18 protein-coding genes and 1 pseudogene are annotated in these 24,554 nt (G+C 73.2%); 9 read left to right on the top strand and 10 right to left on the bottom strand.

Translation table 11 applies throughout. The annotated features are described in order from the left end of the window. Nucleotides 1–1,121: serine/threonine-protein kinase (locus CLV70_RS37555; RefSeq protein WP_483880090.1), on the top strand; the 1,121-nt coding region annotated here is incomplete at its 5' end. A gap of 157 nt (nucleotides 1,122–1,278) precedes the next feature. Continuing rightward, nucleotides 1,279–3,009, top strand: a complete 1,731-nt coding sequence (locus CLV70_RS37550) for a serine/threonine protein kinase (RefSeq protein WP_106131381.1) — start codon at nucleotides 1,279–1,281, stop codon at nucleotides 3,007–3,009. 120 nt (nucleotides 3,010–3,129) lie between these two features. Here CLV70_RS37550 and CLV70_RS37545 read toward each other — a convergent pair whose 3' ends face one another. Together CLV70_RS37545 and CLV70_RS37540 are read right to left on the bottom strand one after the other, a co-directional pair. After that, entirely contained in the window at nucleotides 3,130–5,715 is a 2,586-nt protein-coding gene (locus CLV70_RS37545; protein ID WP_106131385.1) for a Tex family protein, read from the bottom strand. Between the two features lie 64 nt (nucleotides 5,716–5,779). Then, the gene (locus tag CLV70_RS37540; protein ID WP_245908781.1) at nucleotides 5,780–6,754 is read right to left on the bottom strand and encodes a response regulator transcription factor; all 975 of its coding nucleotides are present in this window, start codon (nucleotides 6,752–6,754) and stop codon (nucleotides 5,780–5,782) included. Nucleotides 6,755–6,818: 64 nt separating this feature from the next. On the opposite strand from CLV70_RS37540, the gene CLV70_RS37535 reads away from it, so the two are divergent. Further along, nucleotides 6,819–7,532 carry a PP2C family protein-serine/threonine phosphatase gene (locus CLV70_RS37535; protein ID WP_106131379.1) on the top strand — a complete coding sequence of 238 codons (714 nt, stop codon included), beginning with the start codon at nucleotides 6,819–6,821 and terminating at the stop codon, nucleotides 7,530–7,532. After that, nucleotides 7,532–8,074, top strand: coding sequence for a GNAT family N-acetyltransferase (locus CLV70_RS37530; protein ID WP_106131378.1), 543 nt, complete (start codon nucleotides 7,532–7,534; stop codon nucleotides 8,072–8,074). Before CLV70_RS37535 ends, CLV70_RS37530 begins: the two co-directional genes overlap by 1 nt. A gap of 209 nt (nucleotides 8,075–8,283) precedes the next feature. On the opposite strand, the gene CLV70_RS37525 is transcribed toward CLV70_RS37530, so the two are convergent. Then, nucleotides 8,284–9,003, bottom strand: coding sequence for a hypothetical protein (locus CLV70_RS37525; protein ID WP_106131377.1), 720 nt, complete (start codon nucleotides 9,001–9,003; stop codon nucleotides 8,284–8,286). 419 nt (nucleotides 9,004–9,422) lie between these two features. Between CLV70_RS37525 and CLV70_RS37520 the strand changes: the two genes are divergently transcribed. Then, nucleotides 9,423–9,749, top strand: a complete 327-nt coding sequence (locus tag CLV70_RS37520; protein WP_245908778.1) for a VOC family protein — start codon at nucleotides 9,423–9,425, stop codon at nucleotides 9,747–9,749. A gap of 528 nt (nucleotides 9,750–10,277) precedes the next feature. On the opposite strand, the gene glgB is transcribed toward CLV70_RS37520, so the two are convergent. The 5 genes from glgB to CLV70_RS40030 all read right to left on the bottom strand — a co-directional run bounded on the left by glgB (nucleotide 10,278) and on the right by CLV70_RS40030 (nucleotide 18,518). Continuing rightward, complete coding sequence (gene glgB / locus CLV70_RS37515; RefSeq protein WP_425440274.1) at nucleotides 10,278–12,446, bottom strand: 1,4-alpha-glucan branching protein GlgB; 2,169 nt, start codon at nucleotides 12,444–12,446, stop codon at nucleotides 10,278–10,280. A gap of 20 nt (nucleotides 12,447–12,466) precedes the next feature. After that, nucleotides 12,467–13,777 carry a maltokinase N-terminal cap-like domain-containing protein gene (locus CLV70_RS37510; protein ID WP_106131376.1) on the bottom strand — a complete coding sequence of 437 codons (1,311 nt, stop codon included), beginning with the start codon at nucleotides 13,775–13,777 and terminating at the stop codon, nucleotides 12,467–12,469. Next, on the bottom strand, nucleotides 13,774–15,549 hold the full coding sequence (treS, locus tag CLV70_RS37505; RefSeq protein WP_106131375.1) for a maltose alpha-D-glucosyltransferase: 1,776 nt from the start codon (nucleotides 15,547–15,549) through the stop codon (nucleotides 13,774–13,776). The genes CLV70_RS37510 and treS overlap by 4 nt, the downstream gene beginning before the upstream one ends. A gap of 47 nt (nucleotides 15,550–15,596) precedes the next feature. Continuing rightward, nucleotides 15,597–17,564 (bottom strand): alpha-1,4-glucan--maltose-1-phosphate maltosyltransferase, encoded by a 1,968-nt coding sequence (locus CLV70_RS37500; protein ID WP_106131383.1) that lies wholly within the window; start codon nucleotides 17,562–17,564, stop codon nucleotides 15,597–15,599. 138 nt (nucleotides 17,565–17,702) lie between these two features. Beyond that, a complete protein-coding gene (locus CLV70_RS40030) occupies nucleotides 17,703–18,518 on the bottom strand; it encodes a spermidine synthase (RefSeq protein ID WP_158277933.1) in 816 nt (271 codons plus the stop codon). 92 nt (nucleotides 18,519–18,610) lie between these two features. Between CLV70_RS40030 and CLV70_RS37490 the strand changes: the two genes are divergently transcribed. Continuing rightward, nucleotides 18,611–19,186, top strand: a complete 576-nt coding sequence (locus CLV70_RS37490) for a hypothetical protein (RefSeq protein WP_106131374.1) — start codon at nucleotides 18,611–18,613, stop codon at nucleotides 19,184–19,186. On the opposite strand, the gene CLV70_RS37485 is transcribed toward CLV70_RS37490, so the two are convergent. Then, nucleotides 19,183–19,644: a PPOX class F420-dependent oxidoreductase gene (locus CLV70_RS37485; RefSeq protein ID WP_106131373.1), complete on the bottom strand. Its 462-nt coding sequence runs from the start codon at nucleotides 19,642–19,644 to the stop codon at nucleotides 19,183–19,185. The genes CLV70_RS37490 and CLV70_RS37485 overlap by 4 nt on opposite strands. Nucleotides 19,645–19,653: 9 nt before the next feature. Beyond that, on the bottom strand, nucleotides 19,654–20,466 hold the full coding sequence (gene ppgK / locus CLV70_RS37480) for a polyphosphate--glucose phosphotransferase (protein WP_106131372.1): 813 nt from the start codon (nucleotides 20,464–20,466) through the stop codon (nucleotides 19,654–19,656). 150 nt (nucleotides 20,467–20,616) lie between these two features. Here ppgK and CLV70_RS37475 point away from each other — a divergent pair, with 150 nt between their 5' ends. The 3 genes and pseudogenes from CLV70_RS37475 to CLV70_RS37465 all read left to right on the top strand — a co-directional run. Continuing rightward, a complete protein-coding gene (locus CLV70_RS37475) occupies nucleotides 20,617–21,642 on the top strand; it encodes a medium chain dehydrogenase/reductase family protein (RefSeq protein ID WP_245908777.1) in 1,026 nt (341 codons plus the stop codon). Between the two features lie 109 nt (nucleotides 21,643–21,751). Further along, entirely contained in the window at nucleotides 21,752–24,241 is a 2,490-nt protein-coding gene (locus CLV70_RS37470; protein WP_146164328.1) for a putative bifunctional diguanylate cyclase/phosphodiesterase, read from the top strand. Nucleotides 24,242–24,362: 121 nt separating this feature from the next. Beyond that, nucleotides 24,363–24,554, top strand: a pseudogene (locus CLV70_RS37465) (RNA polymerase sigma factor SigF); the annotation flags it as partial.

The following is a 24,554-nucleotide window of genomic DNA, read 5'->3' as shown; positions in this document are numbered from 1 at the left end:
TGCCGCAGCCGTTGCGGGATGTGGTGGAGGTGGCGCTGGCGAAGGATCCGGCGGATCGGCCGACGGCGCGGGAGTTGCTGGACATGCTCCTCGGCCACCAGCCCGTGATGCGCCCGGCGGTAGCACCGCCGGTGCCCGCCCCCGCACCCGCGCCCGCGCCCGCGCCCGTGCGCGAACGCCCCACCGTCACCACCGGGTCCCGCGACGAGTTGCTCGTCGCCGCGCCCGGGAGCCGGCACGCCGCCCCCGAGCCGCTGTCCGTCCGCGACGGGCGGGTCCGCGGGCACAAGCTGCTCGCCGCGCTCGCCGTCCTGCTCGTCCTCGCCGGGCTCACCACCGTCGGCCTGGTCGTCCGCGCCAACGCCGAGCCCCGCGAATCCGTGCTCACCGGGCCGTCACCGGACGGCGGCGCCGCGGCCGGCGCCCCGGCCCCGGCGCCCGGCAAGGGCGGCACCGGCTCAGCACAGCCGGACCGCAAGCCGGCGAAGCCGGGCTCGAGCTCCAAGGCCGCCGCGCCGAAGGCCCCACCCGCCGAGCGGGAGACCCCGGTACCGCTGGAGCCCTCCGGCGGCGAGCCGATCATCCAGGACCCGCTCGACCAGCCGGGGCAGTGGCTCGACAGCGAGATCCGCGAGCAGCAGGCGCGCTGCTTCACCAGCGGGGTCATGCGGGCCGAGCGGGTCGACCGCGGCACCTACCAGTGCGTCGGGCCGGACGAGGACATCGAGGACGACTTCGGCGTCGAGGTCACCACGGCGCTGCAGACGGCCGGGAGCTGCGCCGCCGTGTGGTTCCACTGGAGCGAGGCGGACGGCGGCCAGGTGCTGCGCGTCTGCCAGGACGAGGTCGTGGTGGGCGCCGACATGCCGGCCGACCGTACGGTCTACGGCCGCGTCGCGTTCAAGGAGCGGATCGCGCTCAAGAAGTCCACCCGGGTGCACCTCGTGGTGCGCGACGGCGCCGCCCAGATCTTCCGCGGCGGCCGGTTCGCGGGCGAGGTGGAGCTGCCGTCCGACGGCCCCGACACGGGCCAGGTGCGGCTCGGGCTCAGCGTCGAGGCGGTCGACACGGACCCGCCGTACGCGGTCACCTTCGCCAATGTGGACATCCGCTCGCTGTGATCTCGAGTGTCGGTTAGGCGCCAACCGGAGGGCGGGTCTTCGCAGGCAGTGACGCCGCCCGATAGGGTGCCTTCCTGTCGGGGGTGAATGCCCCGCGCCTCAGGCGGCGCGGGGAGGGGCGGCCATCGCGTCGCCCGGGGGGCGTAGGAGCGGCGGCATGGGGCAGGAACGAGCGACCCCGCTGCGCCCTCATGACCCGCGGCGGCTGGGTCCGTACGAGCTGCTCGGCCGCCTCGGCGAGGGCGGCATGGGCACCGTGTACCTGGCCCGCGCGGAGTCCGGCGTCCTGGTGGCGGTCAAGATGGTCCGCGCAGACCTGGCGCCCGACGACGCGTTCCGGCGGCGCTTCCGCAGCGAGGTCAACCGGGTACGCCAGGTGCCGCCGTTCTGCACCGCCGAGGTCCTCGACGCCGACCCCGACCACGAGCAGCCCTACCTCGTCGTCGAGTACGTCGACGGCCCCAGCCTCGCCGAGGTCGTCGAGGAACGCGGCCCGCTGACCGCCGCCAACCTGCACAGCGTCGCGATCGGCGTGGCGACCGCGCTCACCGCGATCCACGGCGCCGGGATCATCCACCGCGACCTGAAACCGCGCAACGTGCTCCTGGCACCCGGCAGCCCCAAGGTCATCGACTTCGGCATCGCCCGGCCCATGGAGGCGACCAGCGGGCACACCCACACCAACCAGATGGTGGGCACGGTCGCGTACATGGCGCCGGAGCGCTTCGGTGACGACACGTCGCTGCTCACCCCGGCGGCGGACGTGTTCGCCTGGGGCGGCGTGGTGGCGTACGCGGGCACCGGCCGTACCCCGTTCGGCGCCGACTCGCCGCCGGCCACCGCCGCCCGGATCCTGACCCGCCCGCCGGACCTGACCGGCCTCACCGGCCCGCTGCGCGACCTGGTCGGGCACGCCCTGGAGAAGGACCCGGCCAACCGCCCGACCGCGCGCGAGCTGCTCGACCTGCTCGTCGCCGGCCCGCAGCAGCCGGCGCCGGCCGCCGCGGCGCTGGCCCACCAGCCCGGCCTGCGGGTCGCCGCCGAGGAGGCGCAGGCCGCCACCGGCTACCACGGCACCCGCCAGCTCACCGCGATCGCGGCGCCGGCCGAGCTGGTCGGCTACACCGAGGACTCGATCGTCACCCAGCCGGTGCCGGTCTCCCCGGCCGCCCCGCACACCCCGTTCAGCCACGACCCGCACCCGCGCCGGCCCTGGGTGCTGCCGGTCGCGGTGGTGCTCCTTCTGCTCGCGCTCGCCGCCGCCGGCGGGGTGGCGGCGGCCTTCTGGCCCACCGGCCACGACGACGCGGGCGTCGTGCAGGAGACGCCGCCGCTGCTCGAGGACCCGCTGCGGCAGGCACGCCTGTGGAAGCCGTCCGCGGACGCCGACGAGAAGGCGGGCTGCTCGTTTGCCGACGGCCTGGTGGTGCGTCGGGAGACCAAGGGCGTCTTCCGCTGCCGCGGCCCGGCCGACGCCGAACCCGACGACCTGCAGACCGAGGTCGGCGTCCGGCTGCTCACCCCGGACAGCTGCGCCTCCGTCTGGCTGCGCTTCCGGAGCAACCAGGGCTATCAGGTACGCGTCTGCGAACGCAACGTCTACGTCGGCACCCACAAGTCGACCGACATCGAGGTCCTCAAGACGATCCCGCTCGACGACAGGCCCATCGGCGTGGGCGCGCCCCCGACCACGATCACCATGACGGTGTCCGGCAAGACCCTCGAGGTCCTCCGCGACGGCGAACTCCTCGGCACGGTCACGATCGACGACCCCGACATCCGCGGCGGCCGGGTCGCCCTGGGCATCTACACCGAGCAGTACGCGCCCCAGGTCGGCCCGTACGAGGTCGCCTTCACCGACATCAAGATCTGGCCCGTCGAACGCTGACACCCGGCCGGCCCCGCGGGTGGGGCCGGCCGGGGCTGTGGGTGGGGCCAGCACCCGGCCGGCCAGTGAACGTGACCCGCCGGCGGCCGGGGCTGTGGGTGGGGCCGGCCGGGGCCGGGGTCAGTCCTTCGTCAGGCCCGCGCGGCGCAGGGCGTCGGCCATGGCGCCGCCGTTGAAGCTGCCGCCGGACTGCTGCTGGCCGCCGCGGCGTTGCTGGCCGCCGCCCTGCCGCGGCTGGCCGCCGCTGCGGCTGCCGCCGGCTTGGCCGTCGCGGGACCTGCCGCCGCCGTCGCGCTGCTGCCCGCCGCGCTGGCCCGGCTGGCCGCCGCCCTGGCCACCGCGCCCGCCGCCCTGGCCGGGCTGCCCACCGCGTCCACCGCCCTGACCGCCTCGGCCGCCGCCCTGACCGCCTTGGCCGCCCCGGCCGCCTCGGGCCCCGCCTTGGCCGCCGCCTTGACCGTCCTGGCCGCCGGGGGCGCCGCCGCGGGCGGGGCGGTCGGCGCCGCGGCCTGTGCCGTCGCCGCGTGCGCCCTGGCGGGGCTCGTCGGTGAGGCGCATCGTCAGTGAGATGCGCTTGCGGGCCTCGTCCACGTCCACGACCCGGACCTTGACCACGTCGCCCGACTTGACCACCTCGCGGGGGTCCTTCACGTACGTGTTCGACAGCGCCGACACGTGCACGAGGCCGTCCTGGTGGACGCCGATGTCGACGAACGCGCCGAAGGCCGCCACGTTGGTGACCACGCCCTCGAGCACCATGCCCGGGGTCAGGTCGGCGATCTTCTCCACGCCCTCGGCGAAGGTGGCCGTGGTGAACGCCGGGCGCGGGTCGCGGCCCGGCTTCTCCAGCTCGCGGAGGATGTCGGTGATCGTGGGCAGGCCGACGGTGTCGGTGACGAACTGCTCCGGGCGCAGCGCCCGCAGGATCGGGCTGTTGCCCATCGCCGCGCGCAGGTCGGTGCCGGCCGCCGCGAGGATCGTGCGGACCACCGGGTACGACTCCGGGTGCACGCTGGAGGCGTCCAGCGGGTCGTCGCCGTCCGGGATGCGCAGGAAGCCCGCGCACTGCTCGAACGCCTTCGGGCCCAGCCGCGCCACCTTCTTGATCTCCGAGCGGTTGCGGAACGGGCCGTTGGCGTCGCGGTGCAGCACGATGTTCTCCGCGAGGCCCGCGCCGATGCCGGAGACCCGGGTCAGCAGGGGAGCGGACGCCGTGTTCACGTCGACGCCCACCGCGTTCACACAGTCCTCGACCACCGCGTCCAGCGAGCGCGACAGCTTCACCTCGGACAGGTCGTGCTGGTACTGCCCGACGCCGATGGACCTCGGGTCGATCTTGACCAGCTCGGCGAGCGGGTCCTGCAACCGCCGGGCGATCGAGACCGCGCCGCGCAGCGACACGTCCATCCCGGGAAGCTCCTGCGACGCGTACGCCGAAGCCGAGTAGACCGACGCACCGGCCTCCGACACCATGACCTTGGTCAGCTTCAGCTCGGGGTGCCGTTTGATCAGATCGGCCGCCAGCTTGTCGGTCTCGCGGGACGCCGTGCCGTTGCCGATCGCCACCAGGTCGACGTGGTGCTGCTTCGCCAGCTCCGCCAGCGTGTGGATCGAGGCATCCCACTTGTTCTGCGGCACGTGCGGGTAGATGGTCGACGTGGCGACGCACTTGCCCGTGGAGTCGACGACGGCCACCTTCACACCCGTACGGAAGCCGGGGTCCAGGCCCATGGTCGTGCGCGTGCCGGCGGGCGCGGCAAGGAGCAGGTCACGCAGGTTGGCCGCGAAGACCCGCACGGCCTCGTCCTCGGCCGCCTGCCACAGCCGGACCCGCAGGTCGGCGCCGAGGTGGATGAGGATGCGGGTGCGCCAGGCCCAGCGGACCGTGTCGGCGAGCCAGCGGTCGCCGGGGCGGCCCTGATCGGAGATGCCGAAGCGGCTGGCGATCGCGGCCTCGAACGACGGCAGGTCGTCCTCGTCCGCGGTCGGCTCCATCGTGAGGTCGAGGACCTCCTCCTTCTCCCCGCGGAACATGGCGAGGATCCGGTGCGAGGGCAGTTTCGTGTACGGCTCCGCGAAGTCGAAGTAGTCCGAGAACTTCGCGCCGTCGGACTCCTTGCCCTCGCGGACCTTGGCGACGAGCCGGCCCCGGGTCCACATCCGCTCGCGGAGTCCGCCGATCAGGTCGGCGTCCTCGGCGAACCGCTCGATCAGGATGGCCCGGGCCCCGTCCAGGGCGGCCTGCTCGTCGGCCACGCCCCTGTCCGCGTCGGCGAACGCCGCGGCCTCGGCGCGCGGATCCCGCCCCGGGTCGCCGAGCAGCAGGTCGGCGAGGGGCTCCAGGCCGGCCTCGCGGGCGATCTGGGCGCGGGTGCGGCGCTTCGGCTTGAACGGCAGGTAGATGTCCTCGAGCCGGGCCTTGGACTCGGCCGCCAGGATCTGCGCCTCGAGCGCGTCGTCGAGCTTGCCCTGCGAGCGGATCGACTCGAGCACCGCGGCACGCCGCTCCTCGAGCTCGCGCAGGTAGCCCAGGCGCTCCTCCAGCACGCGCAGCTGCTGGTCGTCGAGGGTGCCGGTGACCTCCTTGCGGTACCGGGCGATGAACGGGACGGTGGCGCCACCGTCGAGAAGCTCGACCGCGGCGGCGACCTGGCCCTCGCGGACCCCGAGCTCCTGGGCGATGCGCTGATGGATGGCTGTCGTCACGCCGTCGATTGTGACCGAGGGGTCCGACACTTTGCGCGGCGCCCCGCGTACCGGCGGCGGATCATCACCCGGTCCGGGCGCGCGCGTCCGCGGGCAGATCCCGCTGGACCGCCCACAGCGCGGCCTCCGTCCGCGACACCGCACCCGTCTTGCGCAGCAGGTTCGAGACGTGGACGGTCACCGTACGCACCGAGATGCCGAGCGACCCGGCGATCTGCTTGTTGGACATGCCCTCGGCCAGGCAGCCGAGCACCTCCCGCTCGCGGGCGGTCAGCTCGACCCTCTCCCGCACCTGCCCGGCGAGATTCTCGCGGTCGCCGGCCACGGCCAGCAACTCGGTGATCCGGTACGGGTTCCCGCCGGTACGCCGCCACACGGCCTCGGCGAGATCACGGGAAGGCGGGCTGTCGCCGTACACATGGCCGAGAATTTGACCCACCTCCCCGGCGGTGAGCGCGCTGAGATGCCGGCGCACGGCCCCCGGAGCCCCGGCCAGGCGCTCCAGGGCCCGGACGGCGAGGACGGGGTTGACCGCGGCGTCCGGCGGCCGGGACGTCACGAGCAGCAGCGCGGGAAGATCCGCGCCGGCCAGCTCGGCGATGAGGCTGAGGCTCGCCGGATCGAGGGCGTGCAGATCCTCGACGAGCAGCACGGCCGGGCGCCCGCCGACGAGCGTGCGGACCGTGGTGACGGCGAGCCGCAGCAGCGCGTCGGGCGTGTACCGCTCCCGGGGGACATCGGGATCCTGGGCCAGCCACGCCAGCGCGTCCGGCGGCACCGGCAGCTGGGGGTGCGGCCCGGTCGCGGCGAGCACCGCGGCGAGCCAGTCGTAGGGTGCGGGGGAGTGCAGGCGCGCGGAGCCGGCGAGAGTCAGCTCAGGCGCCGCGACCTGCGCGGCTGCGGCGGCGAGCGTGCTCTTGCCGGTGCCGGGCAGCCCGGTGACGACGGCGGGGACGCACCGGCCGCCGCCGCGTACGCGCTCCCAGGCGTGCCGCAGTTCGTCGAGTGCGGCCGCCCGGCCCACCATCGGTACCGGCATCACCTCCCAACACTACGTACTACGTACTACAGACATGCTCCCCGGCCTTTGGCAGTCTGGGAGCATGAGCTTGGTGCTACGTGCGGTCGCCGCCTCCGACCAGGGGCTGGTCCGGTCCAACAACGAGGACGCGGTCTTCGTGGGCGGGCGGCTGCTGGTCGTGGCGGACGGCATGGGCGGGCTGCCCGCCGGGGAACTCGCCAGCGACATCCTGGTCAAGGCCGTCGCCGTGGTCGACGACCTCCCGGAGTCCGAGGAGCCGCTGCAGGACCTCATCGCCGCCCTCGCCACGGCGAACGAGCGGATCGAGGCGGCGGTCGCGGACGACGACGCCCGCGACGGCATGGGTACGACGGTGACGGCCCTGCTGCACGCCGGCGACCGGGTCGCGGCGCTGAACGTCGGCGACTCCCGCTGCTACCTGATGCGCGAGGGGGTGCTGACCCAGATCACCCGCGATGACACGTACGTGCAGGCGCTGGTCGACCAGGGAGTGCTGACCCCGGACGACGCCCGCCGCCACCCGCAGCGGGCACTGGTGACCCAGGCGGTGCAGGGCGGCCCGTTCCGCCCGGCCGGCCGGATGGTCCCGGTACGCGCCGGCGACCGGTTCCTGCTGTGCAGCGACGGGCTCAGCGACTACGTCGAGGACGAGGTCATCGCGACGACGCTGCGGGCGTACCCGGACCGGCAGGTGTGCGCCGCGGAACTCATCGCGCGCACCCTGGAGGCGGGCGCCCCGGACAACGTCACCGTGATCATCGCGGACTTCGAGTAGTGCCGATCACCACCGGGCGACTGGTGCTGCGCCGCTTCCGGCTCGAGGACGCCGCGGCGCTGGCGGCCTACCGGACGGACCCCGCGGTGGCCCGCTACCAGTCGTGGACGTCCCCCTACTCGCTGGACAAGGCCCGCTACGCGGTCCAGACGATGGTCGCGGCCGACCCGGGACAGCCGGGCTGGTTCCAGTACGCGGTGGAGCACGGCACGGAGCAGGTGCTGATCGGCGACGTCGGCGTCAACCTCGCCGACAACCTCCGCCAGGCGGAGATCGGCTACACGCTGGCACCCCGCTGGCAGGGCCACGGCTACGCCACCGAGGCGGTCAGCGCGATCCTGGACCGCCTCTTCGGCGAGCGCGGCCTGCACAAGGTGTCGGCGGAATGTGACGCCCGGAATACGGCGTCGGCGAGGCTGCTGGAACGGCTCGGCTTCGTCCGCGAGGGTTTGCGCCGGCAGCACACCTGGATCAAGCACGAGTGGACCGACGACTTGCTGTACGGCCTCCTCGCCACGGAATGGCCCCGGCCGGGCCGCTGAGCGGGCGCGGGCCGCTGAGCGGGCGCGGGCCGATCGTGCGCGGGCCGATCGTGCGCGGGCCTTTCGTGCGCGGGCCTCTCTCGTGCCGGGCTTCTTGTTCGCCGCCTTCGTGCGCGGGCCTATCGTGCACGAGCCTCTCTCGCGTCGGGCTTCTTGTTCGCGGCCTTCTTGCGCGGGCCTTTCTTGCGTGGCCTTTCGCTCGTCGGCCTTCACTCCGGCTGTGGAGGCGGCGCGGGCCAGCCGTTGAGACCTGGTGAGCCGGCCGCCGCGGTTTCGTTTCCGGCGTCCGCGGACAGCTCGCGCGCGAGTTCCGTGACGCCGGCGACGAACCGGTCCAGGACCAGGCCCGGCGGCCAGTGCGACACGATGACCCGTAGGTAGCCGTCGCGCAGATCGACGAATTCGGACCGCGAGTCGACGACGCTCATCTCCCTGAGCCGCAGCAGGGTCGCGCGCACCGGATCGGCCACCCCGGCCTCGACACTCACCGTCTCCGCCGATCTGCGCAGCGGATGGCGCTGCCGGACCTGAAGGGGTGGGATCTGCGCCGGCAGCCGCACCACTGCCGCCGTGTAGACCGCCCTCCCGTCATCGTGATCGGTCGTGCCGAGCAGCAGCACGGCCGGATGGCCGGCCACTTCACCCCGGGCGGACGCGACGAGCTCGCTGCCGCCGGGGTCGAACGGGCTGCCCTCGGCGGCGACGAGTTCGCCGCCGCCGGGGTCGAACGGGCTGCCCTCGGCCACGTGCGGACCGGACTCCGGGGACCAGCCACTGTCGACGCACCAGTGCTGCACCAGGGTCCGCACGGTCTGCCGGACGTCGGCCTCCCGCTCCCGGTCGTTGGCGGCCATGAACCACAGAATCAGGCCGACCACCGCCGTGCCTGCGACTCCGATCACGATGACGGAGACGATCGCGCTGTCCATCCGGATCCTCTCGCCGAGGGGTCCTCCAGTGCACCACCACGGCGCCGGGATCGTCCAGCGGCGGTTCGCCACCTGTGGACAATCCCCGCCGGGACACCCGGTCGAGGGGTTGTCCACAGGCTCGCCGCGAAGCGGGGCGCGGGCGGGGGCGGCGGGGCTATGGTGCTCGAAGATTTCGTGGTCGCCCGCACGGCGGTCGTCATACGGCAGTCGCCTGTACGGCAGTCGCCTGCATGGCAGTCGCCTGCATGGCGGTCGTCACACGGCGGTCGCTTGCACGGCGGTCGCCTGCACGGCACTCGCACGCGTTACGGCAAAGGAGCCGGTCATGCCCGTTCGTCTGAACCCGTACATCTCGTTTTCCGACGGGCAACGCCCGCGCCGCTGTCGAGTTCTACCACTCCGTTTTCGGCGGTGACCTGCGCCTCACCACTTTCGGCGAGTTCGGCGCCCCCGACCCGGCACTGGCCGACAAGGTCATGCACGCCATGCTCGAGACCCCGGGCGGTCTGACCCTGATGGCCTCCGACACCCCGCCGGGCATGGAGGTGGTTCCGGGCTCGGCCATCTCCGTCAGCCTCAGCGGCGACGACGCCGACGAGCTGAAGGGCTACTGGGAGAAGCTCTCCGAGGGCGGCGCGGTGAGCGTCCCCCTGGAGAAGCAGATGTGGGGCGACGAGTTCGGCACGTGCCGCGACCGCTTCGGCGTCGACTGGATGGTCAACATCACCGCGCCCCAGCCCTGACCACCACCGCGGCCCGGTGACCCGCCGGCACGACGGTAGCCACCGCCCGGTCGTGAGCGCCCGCGGCGGGCAACGATCACCGAGCCCGGCCGCTGCTGAGCCCGGCCGCTGCTGAGCCCCGCCGTAGCTGAGCCAGCGGTCGCGGTCCGACGGTGCCGCGTCCGGCGTTGTGGCGTCCCGGCCCGGCTGCCTCCGGCCCGGCTGCCTCCGGCCCGGCTGCCTCCGGCCCGGCTGCCTCCGGCCCGGCTGCCTCCGGCCCGGCTGCCTCCGGCCCGGCTGGCTTCGGCCCGGCTGGCTTCGGCCCGGCGGGCGTCCGGCCCAGCGGTCGACGAGCCCGCGGCCGCAGAGCTCGGCGGGGTCAGGGAGCTCGGCTGCCGTTGAGCCCGGCCGTCACCGCGATCGGTGGAATCGACAGCGCGAGCCGGAGCCCGAGCCGGAGCCCGAGCCCGAGCCGGAGCCCGAGCCCGAGCCCGAGCCGGAGCCCGAGCCGGAGCCCGAGCCCGAGCCCGGAACCCGAGGGCCGGCGGATCAGGCCTGGAAGCGGAGCCAGACCGCTCCCAGGGGTGGCACGCGCAGGGCCGCGGAGGCGTTCAGGCCGTGCCAGGGGACCTCCTCCGCGTGGACCTCGCCGAGGTTGCCGACGCCGGAGCCGCCGTACAGGGTGCTGTCGGTGTTGATTGTTTCCTGCCAGACGCCGGCTCGGGGGAGGCCGATGCGGTAGTTCTCGTGGGGGACCGCGGCGAAGTTGACGATGCAGGCCAGGGTGTCGCCGTTGGGGGCGAAGCGGAGGAACGAGAACGTGTTGTGCTGGGAGTCCTCGGAGGTGATCCAGCGGAAGCCGCTCGCCTCGGTGTCCTGGGTCCACAGGGCCGGGGTGTCGCGGTAGGCGCGGTTCAGGTCCTGGACGAGGCGGTGGATGCCGCCGCCGCCCGCCTCGTCGGCGAGCAGGTTCCAGTCGAGGCCTCGCTCCTCGCTCCATTCGCGTTCGTCGCCCATCTCGGCGCCCATGAAGATGAGCTGTTTGCCGGTGAAGGCCCACATGAAGCCGAGCAGGGCGCGGGTGTTGGCCCGCTTCTGCCAGAGGTCGCCGGGCATCTTGCCGGTGAGCGAGCCCTTGCCGTGCACCACCTCGTCGTGGCTGATCGGCAGGATGTAGTTCTCGCTCCAGGCGTACACGGTGGCGAAGGTCATCTGGTGGTGGTGCCACTGGCGGTAGATCGGCTCCTTCTCCATGTAGGACAAGGTGTCGTTCATCCAGCCCATGTTCCACTTGAAGCCGAAGCCCAGGCCGCCGAGGTGGGTGGGGCGGGTGACGCCCGGCCACGCCGTGGACTCCTCGGCGATGGTGACCACGCCCGGGTTGTTCTTGTAGACCGTCGCGTTCATCTCCTGGAGGAAGCTGATCGCGTCGAGGTTCTCGCGGCCGCCGTACTGGTTGGGGGTCCACTCGCCGTCCTTGCGGGAGTAGTCCAGGTACAGCATCGAGGCGACCGCGTCGACGCGCAGGCCGTCCGCGTGGAACTCCTCGCACCAGTAGAGGGCGTTGGCCACGAGGAAGTTGCGGACCTCCTTGCGGCCGAAGTCGAAGACGTACGTGCCCCAGTCGGGGTGCTCGCCGCGCCGCCAGTCGCCGTGCTCGTAGAGCGGGGTGCCGTCGAAGCGGGCCAGCGCGAACTCGTCCTTGGGGAAGTGCGCCGGCACCCAGTCGAGGATCACGCCGATGCCCGCCTGGTGCAGCTTGTCCACCAGGTAGCGGAATTCGTCCGGGGTGCCGAAGCGGGACGTCGGGGCGAAATAGCCGGTCACCTGGTAGCCCCACGAGCCGCCGAACGGGTGCTCCATCACCGGCATCAGCTCGACGTGCGTGAAGCCGGCGTCGACGACGTAGCCGACCAGCTGCTCGGCCAGCTCGAGGTAGGACAGGCCCGGCCGCCACGAGCCGAGGTGCACCTCGTACACGCTCATCGGCTCCTGGTGCCACTGCCGGCCGGCCCGCTCGGCCATCCACGGGCCGTCCTGCCACTCGTACGCGGAATCGAAGACGACCGACGCGGTCGCCGGCGGCACCTCGGTGTGCTGGGCCATCGGGTCGGCCTTCTCGCGCCAGACGCCGTCCCGGCCGAGGATCTTGAACTTGTACTTCGTGCCGGCCGCCGCGCCGGGGATGTAGAGCTCCCACACGCCGGTGCCGCCCAGCGACCGCATCGGCCAGCCGTCGTACGGCCCCCAGCCGGCGAAGTCGCCGATGACCTGCACCCCGCGCGCGGCCGGCGCCCAGACCGCGAACGCGACGCCCTCGCCGCGGGGGTGGGCGCCGAGCACCTTCCACAGCTTCTCGTGCCGGCCCTCGCCGATCAGGTGCAGGTCGAGCTCGCCCAGGGTGGGCAGGTGCCGGTACGGGTCGTCGCAGAGCGTCCCGTCCACGTCGATGCGGTAGTCGAGGACGGTGCCGGGCAGCTCGGCGGCGAAGATGCCGTCGGGGTGCACCTGCGTCATCTCCGTACGCTCGTCGCCGACCACGACCGCGACCGACTTGGCGCCCTTGCGCATCGTCCGGATCACCGTGTGACCGCCGCTGGGATGCGCGCCGAGCAGCGAGTGCGGGTCGTGCGTGTCGCCCGAGATGACCGCGTGCATCTGGCGCTGGTCGGCGCCGCCCGGCACGGTCGGGGTCGTAGGCGTGGTCTGCCCGATCATCGGTTCTTCCTCCGGGGGTGTCATCCGACGAGCCGGGCGATGGACCGCAGCGGGATGCGCAGCCATCCGGGCCGGTGCCGGGCTTCGTACGCGGCCTCGTAGACCGCCTTGTCCAGCTCGTACGCCGCCAGCAGGGCGGCATGGTCGCGCGGGTCGGCGCCGGCGGCGGCCGCGTACCCGTCGCAGAAGGAGGCCCGGTTGCGGTCGACCCACTCGCGGGCCCGCGCCGCCAGGTGCTCGTCGTCGCCCTGATCCACCAGCAGCTGGTAGGCGGCGTACTCGTAGCTGCGGAGCACGCCGGCGATGTCGCGCAGCGGCGAGTCCGGCAGCCGGCGCTCGTCCAGCGGCTGGCCCGGCTCGCCCTCGAAGTCGATGAGCAGCCACGCCTGCGGGGTGCGCAGCACCTGACCGAGGTGCAGGTCGCCGTGCACGCGCTGGACGATGACCTGCTCGCCGGCGAGCTTGTGGAACCGTTCCTCGATCACCGGGACGAACTCCCGCAGCTCCGGCACGGCCGCGGCGGCGGCGCCGAGCCGGGCCACCACCGCGTCGGCCGGGAACGGCGCCGGGCCGCTGCCCAGCTCGTCGGCGAGGGTGCGGTGCACCGACGCGACGGCCTCGCCGAGCCGGTAGGACTCGCCGGCGAAGTCGCCGCCCATCTCGTCGGCGCGCAGCTCGGCGTCGGCGAACAGGTCGCGGGCGCTGGCGGTGGCCATCGCCCAGCCCTCGGCGGAGTTGGCCGCGTACGCGGTGACCATCCCCAGCGGGCACGGCTCGCCGTCGGACGTCACCTCGAAGGAGCCGAGCAGCCGCGCGACGTGCGGGTTGCCGGCCCGGCCGAGCGCCCGGTTCAGCTCGATGTCGGGGTTGATGCCGCAGTCGACCCGCCGGAAGACCTTGAGGATGGCCTCCTGCTCGAAGATCACGCTGGTGTTGCTCTGCTCCGCGTCGAACACCCGCGGCGCCGCGTCCAGCGGCAGGTCGGCGCCGGGTTCCTTGGTGAACACCACGTCGCCGACGGTCGAGCCGGAGTCGATCAGGCCCAGCAGGTGCTTCGCCGCGCCGGGGTCGTACAGGGCGTCGTAGCCGGTGCGGTCGTTGTCGGTGCCGATCGTGGCCACCGTGCTGTACTCGGAGATCGGGCCGTTGTCCCAGGCCACCACCACCTGGTAGCGCTCCGAGGAGCCGTCGGTGTAGGTGGCGTCGACGAGCATCAGGTCGAGGTCGTCGCGCAGCGCGGTGACCGACGCGGGTTCGGCGGACGCCAGGGTGCGGCTGCGGCCGGCGTACCAGCGCTGCTGGGGGAGCCATTCGGCGAAGGGCAGCGTCATTGCTTCTCCTCGGAGCCGCAGAGCTGGAACCAGTAGAAGCCGTGTCCCGGCAGGGTCAGCAGGTACGGCAGCTGGCCGATGCGCGGGAAGTTCACGTGCCCGGTCAGCTCGACCGGCGTGTACCCGTTCCAGTGCTGCAGGTTCAACTCGATGGGCTGGGGGAAGCGCGAGAGGTTGTTGACGCAGAGCACCACGTCGTCCCCGGCCTCGCGCAGGTACGCCAGCACCGACGGGTTCGAGCCGCCGAGCTCGCGGAACGTGCCGATGGCGAACGCGTCGTGCCGGCGCCGCACGGCCAGCATCGTCCGGGTCCAGTTGAGCAGCGAGGTCGAGCTGTCCCGCTGGGCCTCCACGTTCACCGACTGGTAGCCGTAGATCGGGTCCTGGTTGGCGGGCAGGAAGAGCCGGCCCGGGTGGGCGGTCGAGAAGCCCGCGTTGCGGTCGGGCGTCCACTGCATCGGCGTACGGACGCCGTCGCGGTCGCCGAGCCAGATGTTGTCGCCCATGCCGATCTCGTCGCCGTAGTAGAGGACCGGCGAGCCGGGCAGCGACAGCAGCAGGGCGGTGAACAGCTCGATCTGGTTGCGGTCGTTCTCCAGCAGCGGGGCGAGCCGCCGGCGGATGCCCACGTTGGCCTTCATCCGCGGGTCCTTGGCGTACTCGGAGTACATGTAGTCGCGTTCCTCGTCGGTGACCATCTCGAGGGTGAGCTCGTCGTGGTTACGCAGGAAGATGCCCCACTGCGCCATGTCCGGGATCCCCGGCGTCTGGGCCAGGATCTCGGAGATGGGGAAGCGCGACTCGCGGCGTACGGCCATGAAGATGCGCGGCATGAGCGGGAAGTGGAACGCCATGTGGCACTCGTCGCCGCCGGTCTCCGCGTCGCCGAAGTACTCGACCACGTCCGCCGGCCATTGGTTGGCCTCGGCCAGCAGCACCCGGCCCGGGAACTCGTCGTCGATGACCTTGCGGCAGTGCTTGAGGAACGCGTGCGTCTCGGGCAGGTTCTCGCAGTTGGTGCCCTCGCGCTCGAACAGGTACGGCACCGCGTCCAGCCGGAAGCCGTCGATGCCCAGGTCCAGCCAGAAGCGCAGGACGTCGAGCATCGCCTCCTGCACGGCCGGGTTGTCGTAGTTCAGGTCCGGCTGGTGGCTGAAGAAGCGGTGCCAGTAGAACTGCCTCCGCACCGGGTCGAACGTCCAGTTCGACTCCTCGGTGTCGACGAAGATGATCCGGGCGTCCGGATACTTGTCGGAGGTGTCGCTCCACACGTAGAAGTCGCCGTACGGCCCGTCGGGGTCGCGCCGCGACTCCTGGAACCACGCGTGCGAGTCCGAGGTGTGGTTCATGACCAGGTCGGTGATGACCCGGATGCCGCGCTTGTGCGCCGCGTCGAGCAGCGCCACGAAGTCCTCGACCGTGCCGAAGTCCGGCAGGACCTTGTAGAAGTCGCGGATGTCGTAGCCGCCGTCGCGCAGCGGCGAGTCGTAGAACGGCGGCAGCCAGAGGCAGTCGACGCCGAGCCACTGGAGGTAGTCCAGCCGCTCGATCAGGCCGCGCAGGTCGCCGGAGCCGTCCGCGCTCGAGTCGTAGAACGCGCGCACCAGCACCTCGTAGAACACGGCCCGCTTGAACCACGTGCGGTCCGCCGGCAGTGCGCGGGCATGCCCGAAGTCGTCGGCGTTCGGGTGCTCGACCACGCCGTCCTCGACGTGGCTGCCCTCCGCGGGATCGTGCTCGACGCTTCCGTCGAGTTCGTTCGTCAGGTCCATCAGACGTTCACCTACCCCACCCCGCAGAAAATGGATCGCTTGCGCCGTCAGCGGCGCGGGCGGACCACGAACACGTGGGCCGGTTCGACGTACGGGTCGATCCGGACCGCGTTGTGCTGGCCCCACTCGTACGACGCCCCGGTGATCTGATCGACCACCTCGAAGCGTTCGTGCCAGTCCAGCCCGAGGGCCGGCATGTTGATGGTCGTGTTGCCCCATTGCACGTTCGCCGAGTCGAACGAGCAGATGACCAGGACGGTGTTGCCCGTTTCCGGATCACGCTTGGACCAGCACAGCAGCTCGGCGTTGTCGATGTCGTGGAACTCGATGTTCCGCAGCCAGTGCAGCGCCGGATTCTCCCGCCGGATGGCGTTCAGGCGGGTGATGTACGGCGCCAGCGACCGCCCGGCCCGCTCGGCGCCGGCCCAGTCCCGCGGCTTCAGCTCGAACTTCTCGTTGTCGATGTACTCCTCGGCGCCCGGCCGCGCGACGTGCTCGAAGAGCTCCAGCCCCGCGTACATGCCCCAGGACGGCGAGAGCATGCTGGCCAGCACCGTACGGATCTTGAACATCGGCGGGCCGCCGTGCTGCAGCGACTCGTGCAGGATGTCCGGGGTGTTGGGCCAGAAGTTCGGCCGCATCCAGTCGATCGAGGCCTTGAGCTGGCCGATGTACTCGCGCATCTCCCAGGCCGTGGTGCGCCAGGTGAAGTACGTGTACGACTGGGTGAAGCCGATCCGGCCGAGCCCGTTCATCATGGCCGGGCGGGTGAACGCCTCGGCGAGGAACAGCACGTCCGGGTCGACGGCCTTGACCTTGGCGATGCACCACTGCCAGAAGTTCAGCGCCTTGGTGTGCGGGTTGTCGACGCGGAACACCTTGACGCCCTGCCCGACCCAGTACAGGACGACGCGCAGCACCTCCTCGCGCAGGCCCTTCGGGTCGTTGTCCCAGTTCAGCGGGTAGATGTCCTGGTACTTCTTGGGCGGGTTCTCGGCGTACGCGATGGTGCCGTCGGCGCGGGTGGTGAACCACTCCGGGTGGTCGCGGACCCACGGGTGGTCCGGCGCGCACTGCAGGGCGAGGTCCATCGCGATCTCGAGGCCGTGCTCGTTCGCCGTACGGATGAAGGCCCGGAAGTCCTCGATCGTCCCCAGCTGGGGGTGGATGGCGTCGTGCCCGCCCTCGTCGGAGCCGATCGCCCAGGGCGAGCCGACGTCCTCGGGCCGGGCCACCAGGGTGTTGTTGCGGCCCTTGCGGTTGATCTTGCCGATGGGGTGGATCGGCGGCAGGTAGAGCACGTCGAAGCCCATGGCGGCGACGGCCGGGATGCGCTCGGCGGCGGTGGCGAACGTGCCGTGCCGGACCGGCGTCGCGTCCGGGCCGATCTCGGCGCCCTCGGAGCGGGGGAAGAACTCGTACCAGGAGGAGAACAGCGCGCGCTTGCGGTCCACCCAGACGGCGTACGAGCGGGTGGTGGTCACGAGCTGGCGCACCGGGTTGTGCCAGAGAAGCTCCTCGAGCTCGAGGGCGGGGGAGACCCGGGCGAACAGCGACCGGTTGTCGTCGCGCAGCGCGGCGGCGGCGTCGCGGACCCGCTCCTCGTCCGCGTGCGGGACGATCTTGGTGGCCAGGTCCAGCACCTCGGCGCCCTCGGCGAGGTCGTTGGCGAGGTCCTCCAGCCCCTGACCGGCGCCGATCTTCTTGGTGACGGCGTCGCGCCAGGTCCGGTACGGGTCGTCGAACGCCTCCACGGTGAACGTCCACCGGCCCACCCGGTCCGGCTTGATCACGCCGTGCCACTGGTCCAGGCCGGGCTCGCCGGGCATCAGGCGGGTGAACGGCTGGGCCTCGCCGTCCGGGCCGGTCCATACCACGTTCACGCCGAGGGCGTGGTGGCCTTCCCGATAGGACACCGCGGAGACCGGCACGAGCTCGCCGACCACCGCCTTCGCGGGGTAGCGGCCGCAGGAAACGGACGGGGTGACGTCTTCGATGGGAAAGCGGCCGGTCATGATCTCCACCGTAGTCAGAAGGCGCGGGAGGGGGCTCGGAGACGGGCGAAATGCAGCCGCCGTTCGCCCATGTTTCTCCGCAATGGAGGAACCGCAAACGGCCTTGCCCCCGGTGCCCCACAACCTACCGGAGCGGGCTCAGGTGTACCCGTCGAGGCGCGCCTTTGCCCCACCCAGAAACTCGGTCAATTCGGCGCCGTGCCACACCCGGGCCGGCCGGGGGTCGCGGCCGGCCGCCGCGGCCAGCACCGAAACGGGCAGATCGCCGGAAACCGCAGCGGCGGCGAGCACCACGTTGCCCGCCTTGCGCCCCCGCAGTAGGGCCGGCGGTGCGATCAGCGCCACGTCGCCGAAGGCGGCCCGCAGCGTCGCCGCCTGGATCCGCGAGTAGGACAGCGGCGGCAAGTCGGTCAGGTTCATCGCCAGCACGCCGCCGGGCCGCAGCACCCGCGCGACCTCGGCCGCGAAGCCCACCCCGGCGACGCTGGCCGGCATGGCCGCGCCCTGGAACACGTCCGCCACGACGGCGTCGTAACTGTCCGTGCCGGCCGCCGCCACGAACTCCCGCGCGTCGCCCACCTCTACCGTGATCGATTCCGGCCACGGCAGCGTCTTCGCCACGACCGCCAACAGCAACGGATCGTGTTCCACGACCGTCTGGACCGAGCCCGGGCGCGTCGCGGAGATCCAGCGGGGCAGCGTCAGCCCGCCGCCCCCCAGATGCAGAACCGTCATCGGTACGGCCGCAGAGGCGGCCGACCGCAACACCGTGGCGACGCGGCGCACGTACCCGAAGGCGAGATGCGTGGGATCGGCCAGGTCGACGTACGACTGCGGCACCCCGTCCACGCACACGGTCCAGCCCTGCCTCCGGGCGGGGTCCGGCTCCAGCGTGGCCGTGCCCCAGGCCACCCGCGCGAAGATCGTTGCCCGTTGGTTGCCGTCCGTTGCCATCGGGGCGAGGCTACTCACACCGCGCGCGGCCGCGCCGAGAGGTACCGGTGACGCACCCCGTACCGGGGGCGCACCGAGCCCTGGGGGAACACATGGCGGGTCCGTCGACCGCATTGTCGCCGGTGATCGCGGCCAGCACGCACTGGCTCGTGCGGGCGTACCCGTGGACCGGGGCGCACGACGCCGCGGCCACCCTCCACGAGCTGCAGGCCCGCCAGGCCGTGACCGTCGCCGCGTGGCTGCGCTACCCGACCCCGGTCGACGCCGAGCTCGTCGCGATGGCCGGCCCGGGCGGCTCGGCAGTGCTGGACTGGCGCACCGGCAGCGAGCCCGGCGAGGACCACGAGCAGGACGAGGGCTGGCGCACCTGGGTCGACGAGGTCGTGGTCAGCTGGGCGGCCTGCCTGCTCGCGGATCCGCTGCTGGCGGCCCGGGCGGTCGACGCGGTGGCCGCGGCCGTACCCCCGGCCCGTGACCCGGCCGACGGCCGGCCCCGCCCCCGCCGCCGCGCGGGCGACCTGCCCACCGAATTCCGCCGGCTCACCGCCCCCGACGAGCGCGAGGCCGCCGCCGCGCTGCTGCTGCGCCACCCGGACCTCCTGGAACCGGTCGCCGAGCTGCACCGCGACGACCTGCTCTACCTCGTCCCCGGCGTCGCCACCGGTTAGGCCAGGCGGGCCGGGAAACCGCCGGTGGCGATCGGTCCCCAGGACTCGATCGTCACCCGGATGAGCGATTTGCCCTGGTCCCGCATGGCCTGGCGGTACTCGTCCCAGTCCGGGTGCTCGCCGGAGATCACCCGGAAGTACTCGACCAGCGGCTCCAGCGCCTCGGGCAGGTCGAGCACCTCGGCCACCCCGTCGACCTGGACCCACGCGCCGCCGAAGTCGTCGGAGAGCACGCAGACGCTGACCCGCGGGTCCCGGCGGATGTTCGTGGCCTTGGCCCGCTCCGGGTACGTGGAGATGACGATGCGGCCCTCGGCGTCGACGCCGCAGGTGTTGGGCGACGACTGCGGGCGCCCGTCCCGGCGGGTCGTCATCAGGATCGCGTGGTGCCGCGGCCGGAGGAACTCCAGCAGCTCCTCGCGGCCGACGCGGGTGTTGGTGGCGATGGTGCGGGCCACGGTTCCCCCTCAGTTCCCGGACCGGCCGGCGGCGGCGCCCACGACGCCGGGCCGGTCGGCCTCCACCTGGACGGCGCCCGGGTGCCCGTCCGCCTGCTCGGCGGTCACGGCGGCGCCGATGATGCCGGCGTTGTTCAGCAGGGTCGCCGGCACGATCGGGGTACGGATCTCGAGCAGCGGCAGCCACTTGTCCGCCTTCTTGCTGACGCCGCCGCCCACGATGAACAGCCGCGGGGACAGCAGCATCTCGACGTGCCGCAGGTAGTCCTGCACCCGGCCGGCCCACTTCTCCCAGCTCAGGTCCTCCTGCTCGCGGGCGCGGTCGGAGGCGCGCAGCTCGGCGTCCTTGCCGTCGAGCTCCAGGTGGCCGAGCTCGGTGTTCGGGATGAGCGTGCCGTCGAGGAAGAGGGCGCTGCCGATGCCCGTACCGAAGGTCAGCATCATCACCAGCCCGCGCTCGTCGCGGCCGGCGCCGAAGGCGACCTCGGCCACGCCGGCGGCGTCGGCGTCGTTGAGCACGGACACCGGCCGGCCGAGCCGCTCGCTGAACAGCCGGGCGGCCGGCGCCTCGAGCCAGGACCTGTCGACGTTCGCCGCCGTGCGCGTGACCCCGTCGACGACCACGCCGGGGAACGTGACGCCGACCCGCTCGTAGTCGCCGAACTGGCCGGCCACCTCCGCGACGGCCTCGACGACGCTGGTCACGTCGGAGGGCTGCGGCGTCGGTACGCGGTACCGCTCGGCGGTCAGCTCCCCACGCACCGTGTCGACCGGCGCCCCCTTCACTCCGGAACCACCGATGTCGATGCCGAGGATCGTCATAGCCCGTTCTCCGTCCCGCGCGCGTTTGGCGAGTGTGTACCCACGCACACCCAGGGTCGAATCGTGCCATCCGCCGCCGGCGTCGCTTGCGCCCACCTCCGTGACGGGTACATACTCGAGTTACAACCTCTAACAATGCGGAGCGGTGCTATGACTGAAACCCTGACCGAGATCGTCCTGCCCGGCGTGGTCGAGCCCGAGGGCCTCGAGGTGCGCCGCCGGCCCGTGCCGGAGCCCGGGCCCGGCCGGGCGCTCGTCCGCGTCGAGGCCGCCGGCGTCTCCTTCGCCGAGCAGCAGATGCGCCGAGGCCGCTACTACGACCAGCCGCCGTTCCCCTTCGTCCCCGGATACGACCTCGTCGGCACGGTCGCCGCGGTCGGGGCGGGCGTCGACCCGGCGCTGACGGGACGCCGGGTCGCGGCGCTCACCAAGGTGGGCGGATGGACCAACCACGCCGTGCTGGACGCCGCCGACCTGGTGCCGGTGCCGGAGGGCGTACGGGCGGCCGACGCCGAGACCGTGGTCGTCAACGGCATCACCGCCCGGCAGATGCTGCACCGCCACGCCCGGGTGCGGCCCGGCGCGACCGTGCTCGTGCACGGCGCCGCCGGTGGTGTCGGCGGCACGCTGGTGCAGCTGGCCCGGCTCGGGGGCGCCCGGGTGATCGGCACCGCCTCGCCCCGCCACCACGACGCGCTGCGCGCCGCCGGCGTCACCCCGGTCGACTACCGCGGCGACGTGGCGGCCCAGGTGCGGGCGATCGCCCCGGGAAGCGTCGACGCCGTCTTCGACCACGTGGGCGGGCCGGGCATCGTCACCTCGTGGCGGCTGCTGCGCCGCGGCGGGGCACTGGTGTCGTACGGCACCGCGTCGACCCGCGACGACACCGGCGACCCCCGGCTGCCCGTGCTCAAGCTGATCGCCCGCCTGCACCTGTGGAACCTGCTGCCCAACGGCCGGCGCGCCTCCTTCTACAACATCTGGGGTGGGAAGGCGTTGCACCGGCGGCGGTTCCGGGCGCGGCTGCGTACGGACCTCGGCGCCGTCCTCGAGGCGCTGGCCGCCGGCCGGGTGACCGCCCGGATCGCCGCCGAGCTGCCGCTGACCCGCGCCGCCGAGGCGCTGCGGCTCGCCGAGTCCGGCACGGTCGCCGGCAAGGTCGTCCTCACGCCCTGACCGGTTGCGGTCGCGTTTCTCTTCAGGTCCGGCGGGCCCGGCCGATGGGCCCGGGGCGAGCATCGGTGCCGCAGCCGGAGCCCGGCGCCCGCGCACGACGAGGAGCGAGATGGCCGTAGCCGAGCGGGTGCGCAGACCGCGCCCCGCCATGCGGGTGGGCCTGCTCACCGCGGCGATGACGGCCGCCTCGATCGTGGTCGCGGCCTCCTTCGCCGGCGACGGCCGCACCGTGCCCCCGCTGCCCGGTGGCGCGTGGTGGCTGCTGCCGCTGTCCGCGCTGTTCTTCCTCACCGAGGGCTTCACCGTGCACGTCCGCGTCCGCCGCGGCGCCCACGGGATCAACGTCTCCGAGTTCCCGATGGTCTTCGGGCTGCTCGCCTTCGACCCGATCACGGTCATCGCGCTCCGCGCGGTCGCCGGCGGCGCCGGGATCCAGGTGCTGCGCGGCCAGCGGGGTGCCAAGCTCGCCTTCAACGTCGCCCTGCTCGCCGTGCAGGCCGCGGTGGGCGTGGCCGTCTTCCGGCTCGTCGCCCCGGACACGCTCGGCGCGGGCGGCCCGCAGCTGAGCCCGCGCGACTGGGCCGCCGCGTACGCCGCCATGCTCGCCGCCGACATCGCCGCGGCCGTGCTGCTCACCGCGGTCATCGCCGTGCACGACGACCCGGGGGAGTGGCGGCGCCTCCCGGCCGCCCTGCGCAGCACGTGGATGGTCGTGGTCACCACCACCGTGGCGCTGGTCAGCTTCCAGGCCGGCGTGCAGGCCCGGTGGGCGCTGGCGCTGGTCGTCATCGTCGCGGCGGTGCTGCTGCTGGCGTACCGGGCGTACGCCGCGCTGAACAACGGCAGCTCCGAGGTCGAGCAGCTGTACGGCTTCACCCGCGCCCTCGACGGGCCCCGCGACATCGACGACCTGGTGGCGGTGGTCCTCGACCGGTCCCGGGACATGCTGCGGGCGGGGGTGGCCGAGCTCGTCGTGCCCGCCGGTGCCGCCGGCGGCGCGCTGCGGCACACCCGGCTCGCCGGGCAGTCCGGCGTCACCGTCGAGCTGGCCGCCGCGGACCGGGACGCCTGGCTGCTCCCGGCCCTCGACGGCACCCCGGTGCTGCGCCCGGCGGAGGACGGCCGCGAGGACGCGATGGCGGTGCCGGTCGAGTTCGGCGACCGGCCCGCGGCGCTCGTCGTCTCCGGCAGCCTGGCCGACGCCGGCCGCTCCGGCGCCGCGCGGCTGCGGCTCTTCGAGGCGCTCGCCAACCACGCCGGCGCCGCGCTGGGCCGGGCCGTGCTCGTCGACCGGCTGCGCCGCGAGGCCGCCGAGAAGCAGCATCTGGCGTCGCACGACACGCTCTCCGGGCTGCCGAACCGGCGGCACTTCCACGAGCTTCTCGATGCGGCGCTGGCGGGAGCGCGTACCGGAAAGGGCGGGGTGGCGGTCCTGCTCCTCGACCTGGACCGGTTCAAGGAGATCAACGACGCGCTCGGCCACGAGACCGGGGACGCGCTGCTGCGCGATGTCGGCGAGCGGCTGCGCGCGCACGTCGGCGAGCGCGGCCGGGTGGCCCGGTTCGGCGGCGACGAGTTCGCGGTGCTGCTGCCCACCGACGGCACGCCCGCCGACGCCCTGGCCGCCGCCGACGCGCTCGCCGCCGTGGTCGAGCAGGCCGGCCCGATGGCGCTCGCCGCCCGGGTCAGCGTCGGCGTGGCCACCGCGCCGGAGCACGGCTGCGACGCCAACACCCTGGTCCGGCACGCCGACATCGCCATGTACGCGGCCAAGGAGGCCGGCCGCCCCCGCCTGTACGACTCCGGCCTCGACGTGAACAGCCCGGAACGGCTCGCGCTGACCGCCGAGCTCCGGATCGCCGTCGAGCGGCGTGAGCTGACGGTCGCGTACCAGCCCAAGGCCGACCCCCGCACCGGCGCCGTGGTCGGGGTGGAGGCCCTCGCCCGCTGGCAGCACCCGGTACGCGGCGCGGTGCCGCCCGACGAGTTCATCCCGCTGGCCGAGCACACCGGCCTGATCCGCCCGCTGACCCTGCACATCCTGGAGACGGCCCTGCGCCGCCGGGCGACGTGGGCCCGCGACGGTCACGACCTCGGCGTGGCGGTGAACCTGTCCCCGAACAGCCTGCGCGACGCCGACCTGCCGGAGGTCGTCGCGCGGCTCCTCGCCGAGACCGGCAACCCGGCGGAGGCGCTCACCCTGGAGATCACCGAGAGCACGATCCTGGCGGATCCGCACGGCAGCCGCGAGACCCTCGACCGGCTCGGCGCGCTGGGGGTCAAGCTCTCGATCGACGACTTCGGTACGGGCTACTCCTCGCTCGGCCGGCTCCGCGAGCTGCCCCTGCACGAGGTGAAGATCGACAGGAGTTTCGTCCAGGGCATCGCCGCGGACCACCGGGACCGGGCGGTGGTGCGCTCGGCGGTGCAGCTGGGGCACGCCCTCGACCTGCGGGTGGTGGCCGAGGGGGTGGAGGACGCGGACACGTACGCGTACCTGGCCCGCGAGGGCTGCGACGTGGTCCAGGGCTACTTCCTGGCCCGCCCGCTGCCGCCGGACGATTTCTCCGCCTGGCTCGCCGCCCGCCCGACCCCCTAGTTGGGGGATGCCACTCATACTTTCGGCTGTTCAACGCCGGAACCAGCGGCTAGCGTGGACGCAATGAACGGTCGCCGCGTGCGGGCACGGCTCTCTGCCCGCTGATGGAGGACCACCGAAGATGAGCACCGCGACCCCGCCCGCCACCGCACCGGACTCCGCCGCCGGCCTCCTCGCGGCCATGGCCGCCACCCCCGCCACGGACCGCCGCCGCGCCGTGCTGCGGGACCGGGCGATCGAGGCCTGGCTCCCCCTCGCCCGCCACCTCGCCCACCGCTACTCCGGCCGCGGCGAACCCACCGACGACCTCATC

Origin of the sequence: Pseudosporangium ferrugineum (assembly GCF_003002065.1) — a bacterium.
Classification (GTDB): Bacteria; Actinomycetota; Actinomycetes; order Mycobacteriales; family Micromonosporaceae; genus Actinoplanes; species Actinoplanes ferrugineus_A.
The sequence above is the reverse complement of the archived record's forward strand: the minus strand, read 5'-3'. Positions and strand labels throughout refer to the sequence as shown.

Bases quoted from the DNA above. Each gene is read 5' to 3' on its own strand.
- CLV70_RS37550 (WP_106131381.1), top strand. From the start codon at position 1,279: ATGGGGCAGGAACGAGCGACCCCGCTGCGCCCTCATGACCCGCGGCGG.
- CLV70_RS37540 (WP_245908781.1), bottom strand. From the start codon at position 6,754: ATGCCGGTACCGATGGTGGGCCGGGCGGCCGCACTCGACGAACTGCGG.
- CLV70_RS37535 (WP_106131379.1), top strand. From the start codon at position 6,819: ATGAGCTTGGTGCTACGTGCGGTCGCCGCCTCCGACCAGGGGCTGGTC.
- CLV70_RS37525 (WP_106131377.1), bottom strand. From the start codon at position 9,003: ATGGACAGCGCGATCGTCTCCGTCATCGTGATCGGAGTCGCAGGCACG.
- glgB (WP_425440274.1), bottom strand. From the start codon at position 12,446: ATGATCGGGCAGACCACGCCTACGACCCCGACCGTGCCGGGCGGCGCC.
- CLV70_RS37510 (WP_106131376.1), bottom strand. From the start codon at position 13,777: ATGACGCTGCCCTTCGCCGAATGGCTCCCCCAGCAGCGCTGGTACGCC.
- treS (WP_106131375.1), bottom strand. From the start codon at position 15,549: ATGGACCTGACGAACGAACTCGACGGAAGCGTCGAGCACGATCCCGCG.
- CLV70_RS37500 (WP_106131383.1), bottom strand. From the start codon at position 17,564: ATGACCGGCCGCTTTCCCATCGAAGACGTCACCCCGTCCGTTTCCTGC.
- CLV70_RS40030 (WP_158277933.1), bottom strand. From the start codon at position 18,518: ATGGCAACGGACGGCAACCAACGGGCAACGATCTTCGCGCGGGTGGCC.
- CLV70_RS37490 (WP_106131374.1), top strand. From the start codon at position 18,611: ATGGCGGGTCCGTCGACCGCATTGTCGCCGGTGATCGCGGCCAGCACG.
- ppgK (WP_106131372.1), bottom strand. From the start codon at position 20,466: ATGACGATCCTCGGCATCGACATCGGTGGTTCCGGAGTGAAGGGGGCG.
- CLV70_RS37475 (WP_245908777.1), top strand. From the start codon at position 20,617: ATGACTGAAACCCTGACCGAGATCGTCCTGCCCGGCGTGGTCGAGCCC.
- CLV70_RS37470 (WP_146164328.1), top strand. From the start codon at position 21,752: ATGGCCGTAGCCGAGCGGGTGCGCAGACCGCGCCCCGCCATGCGGGTG.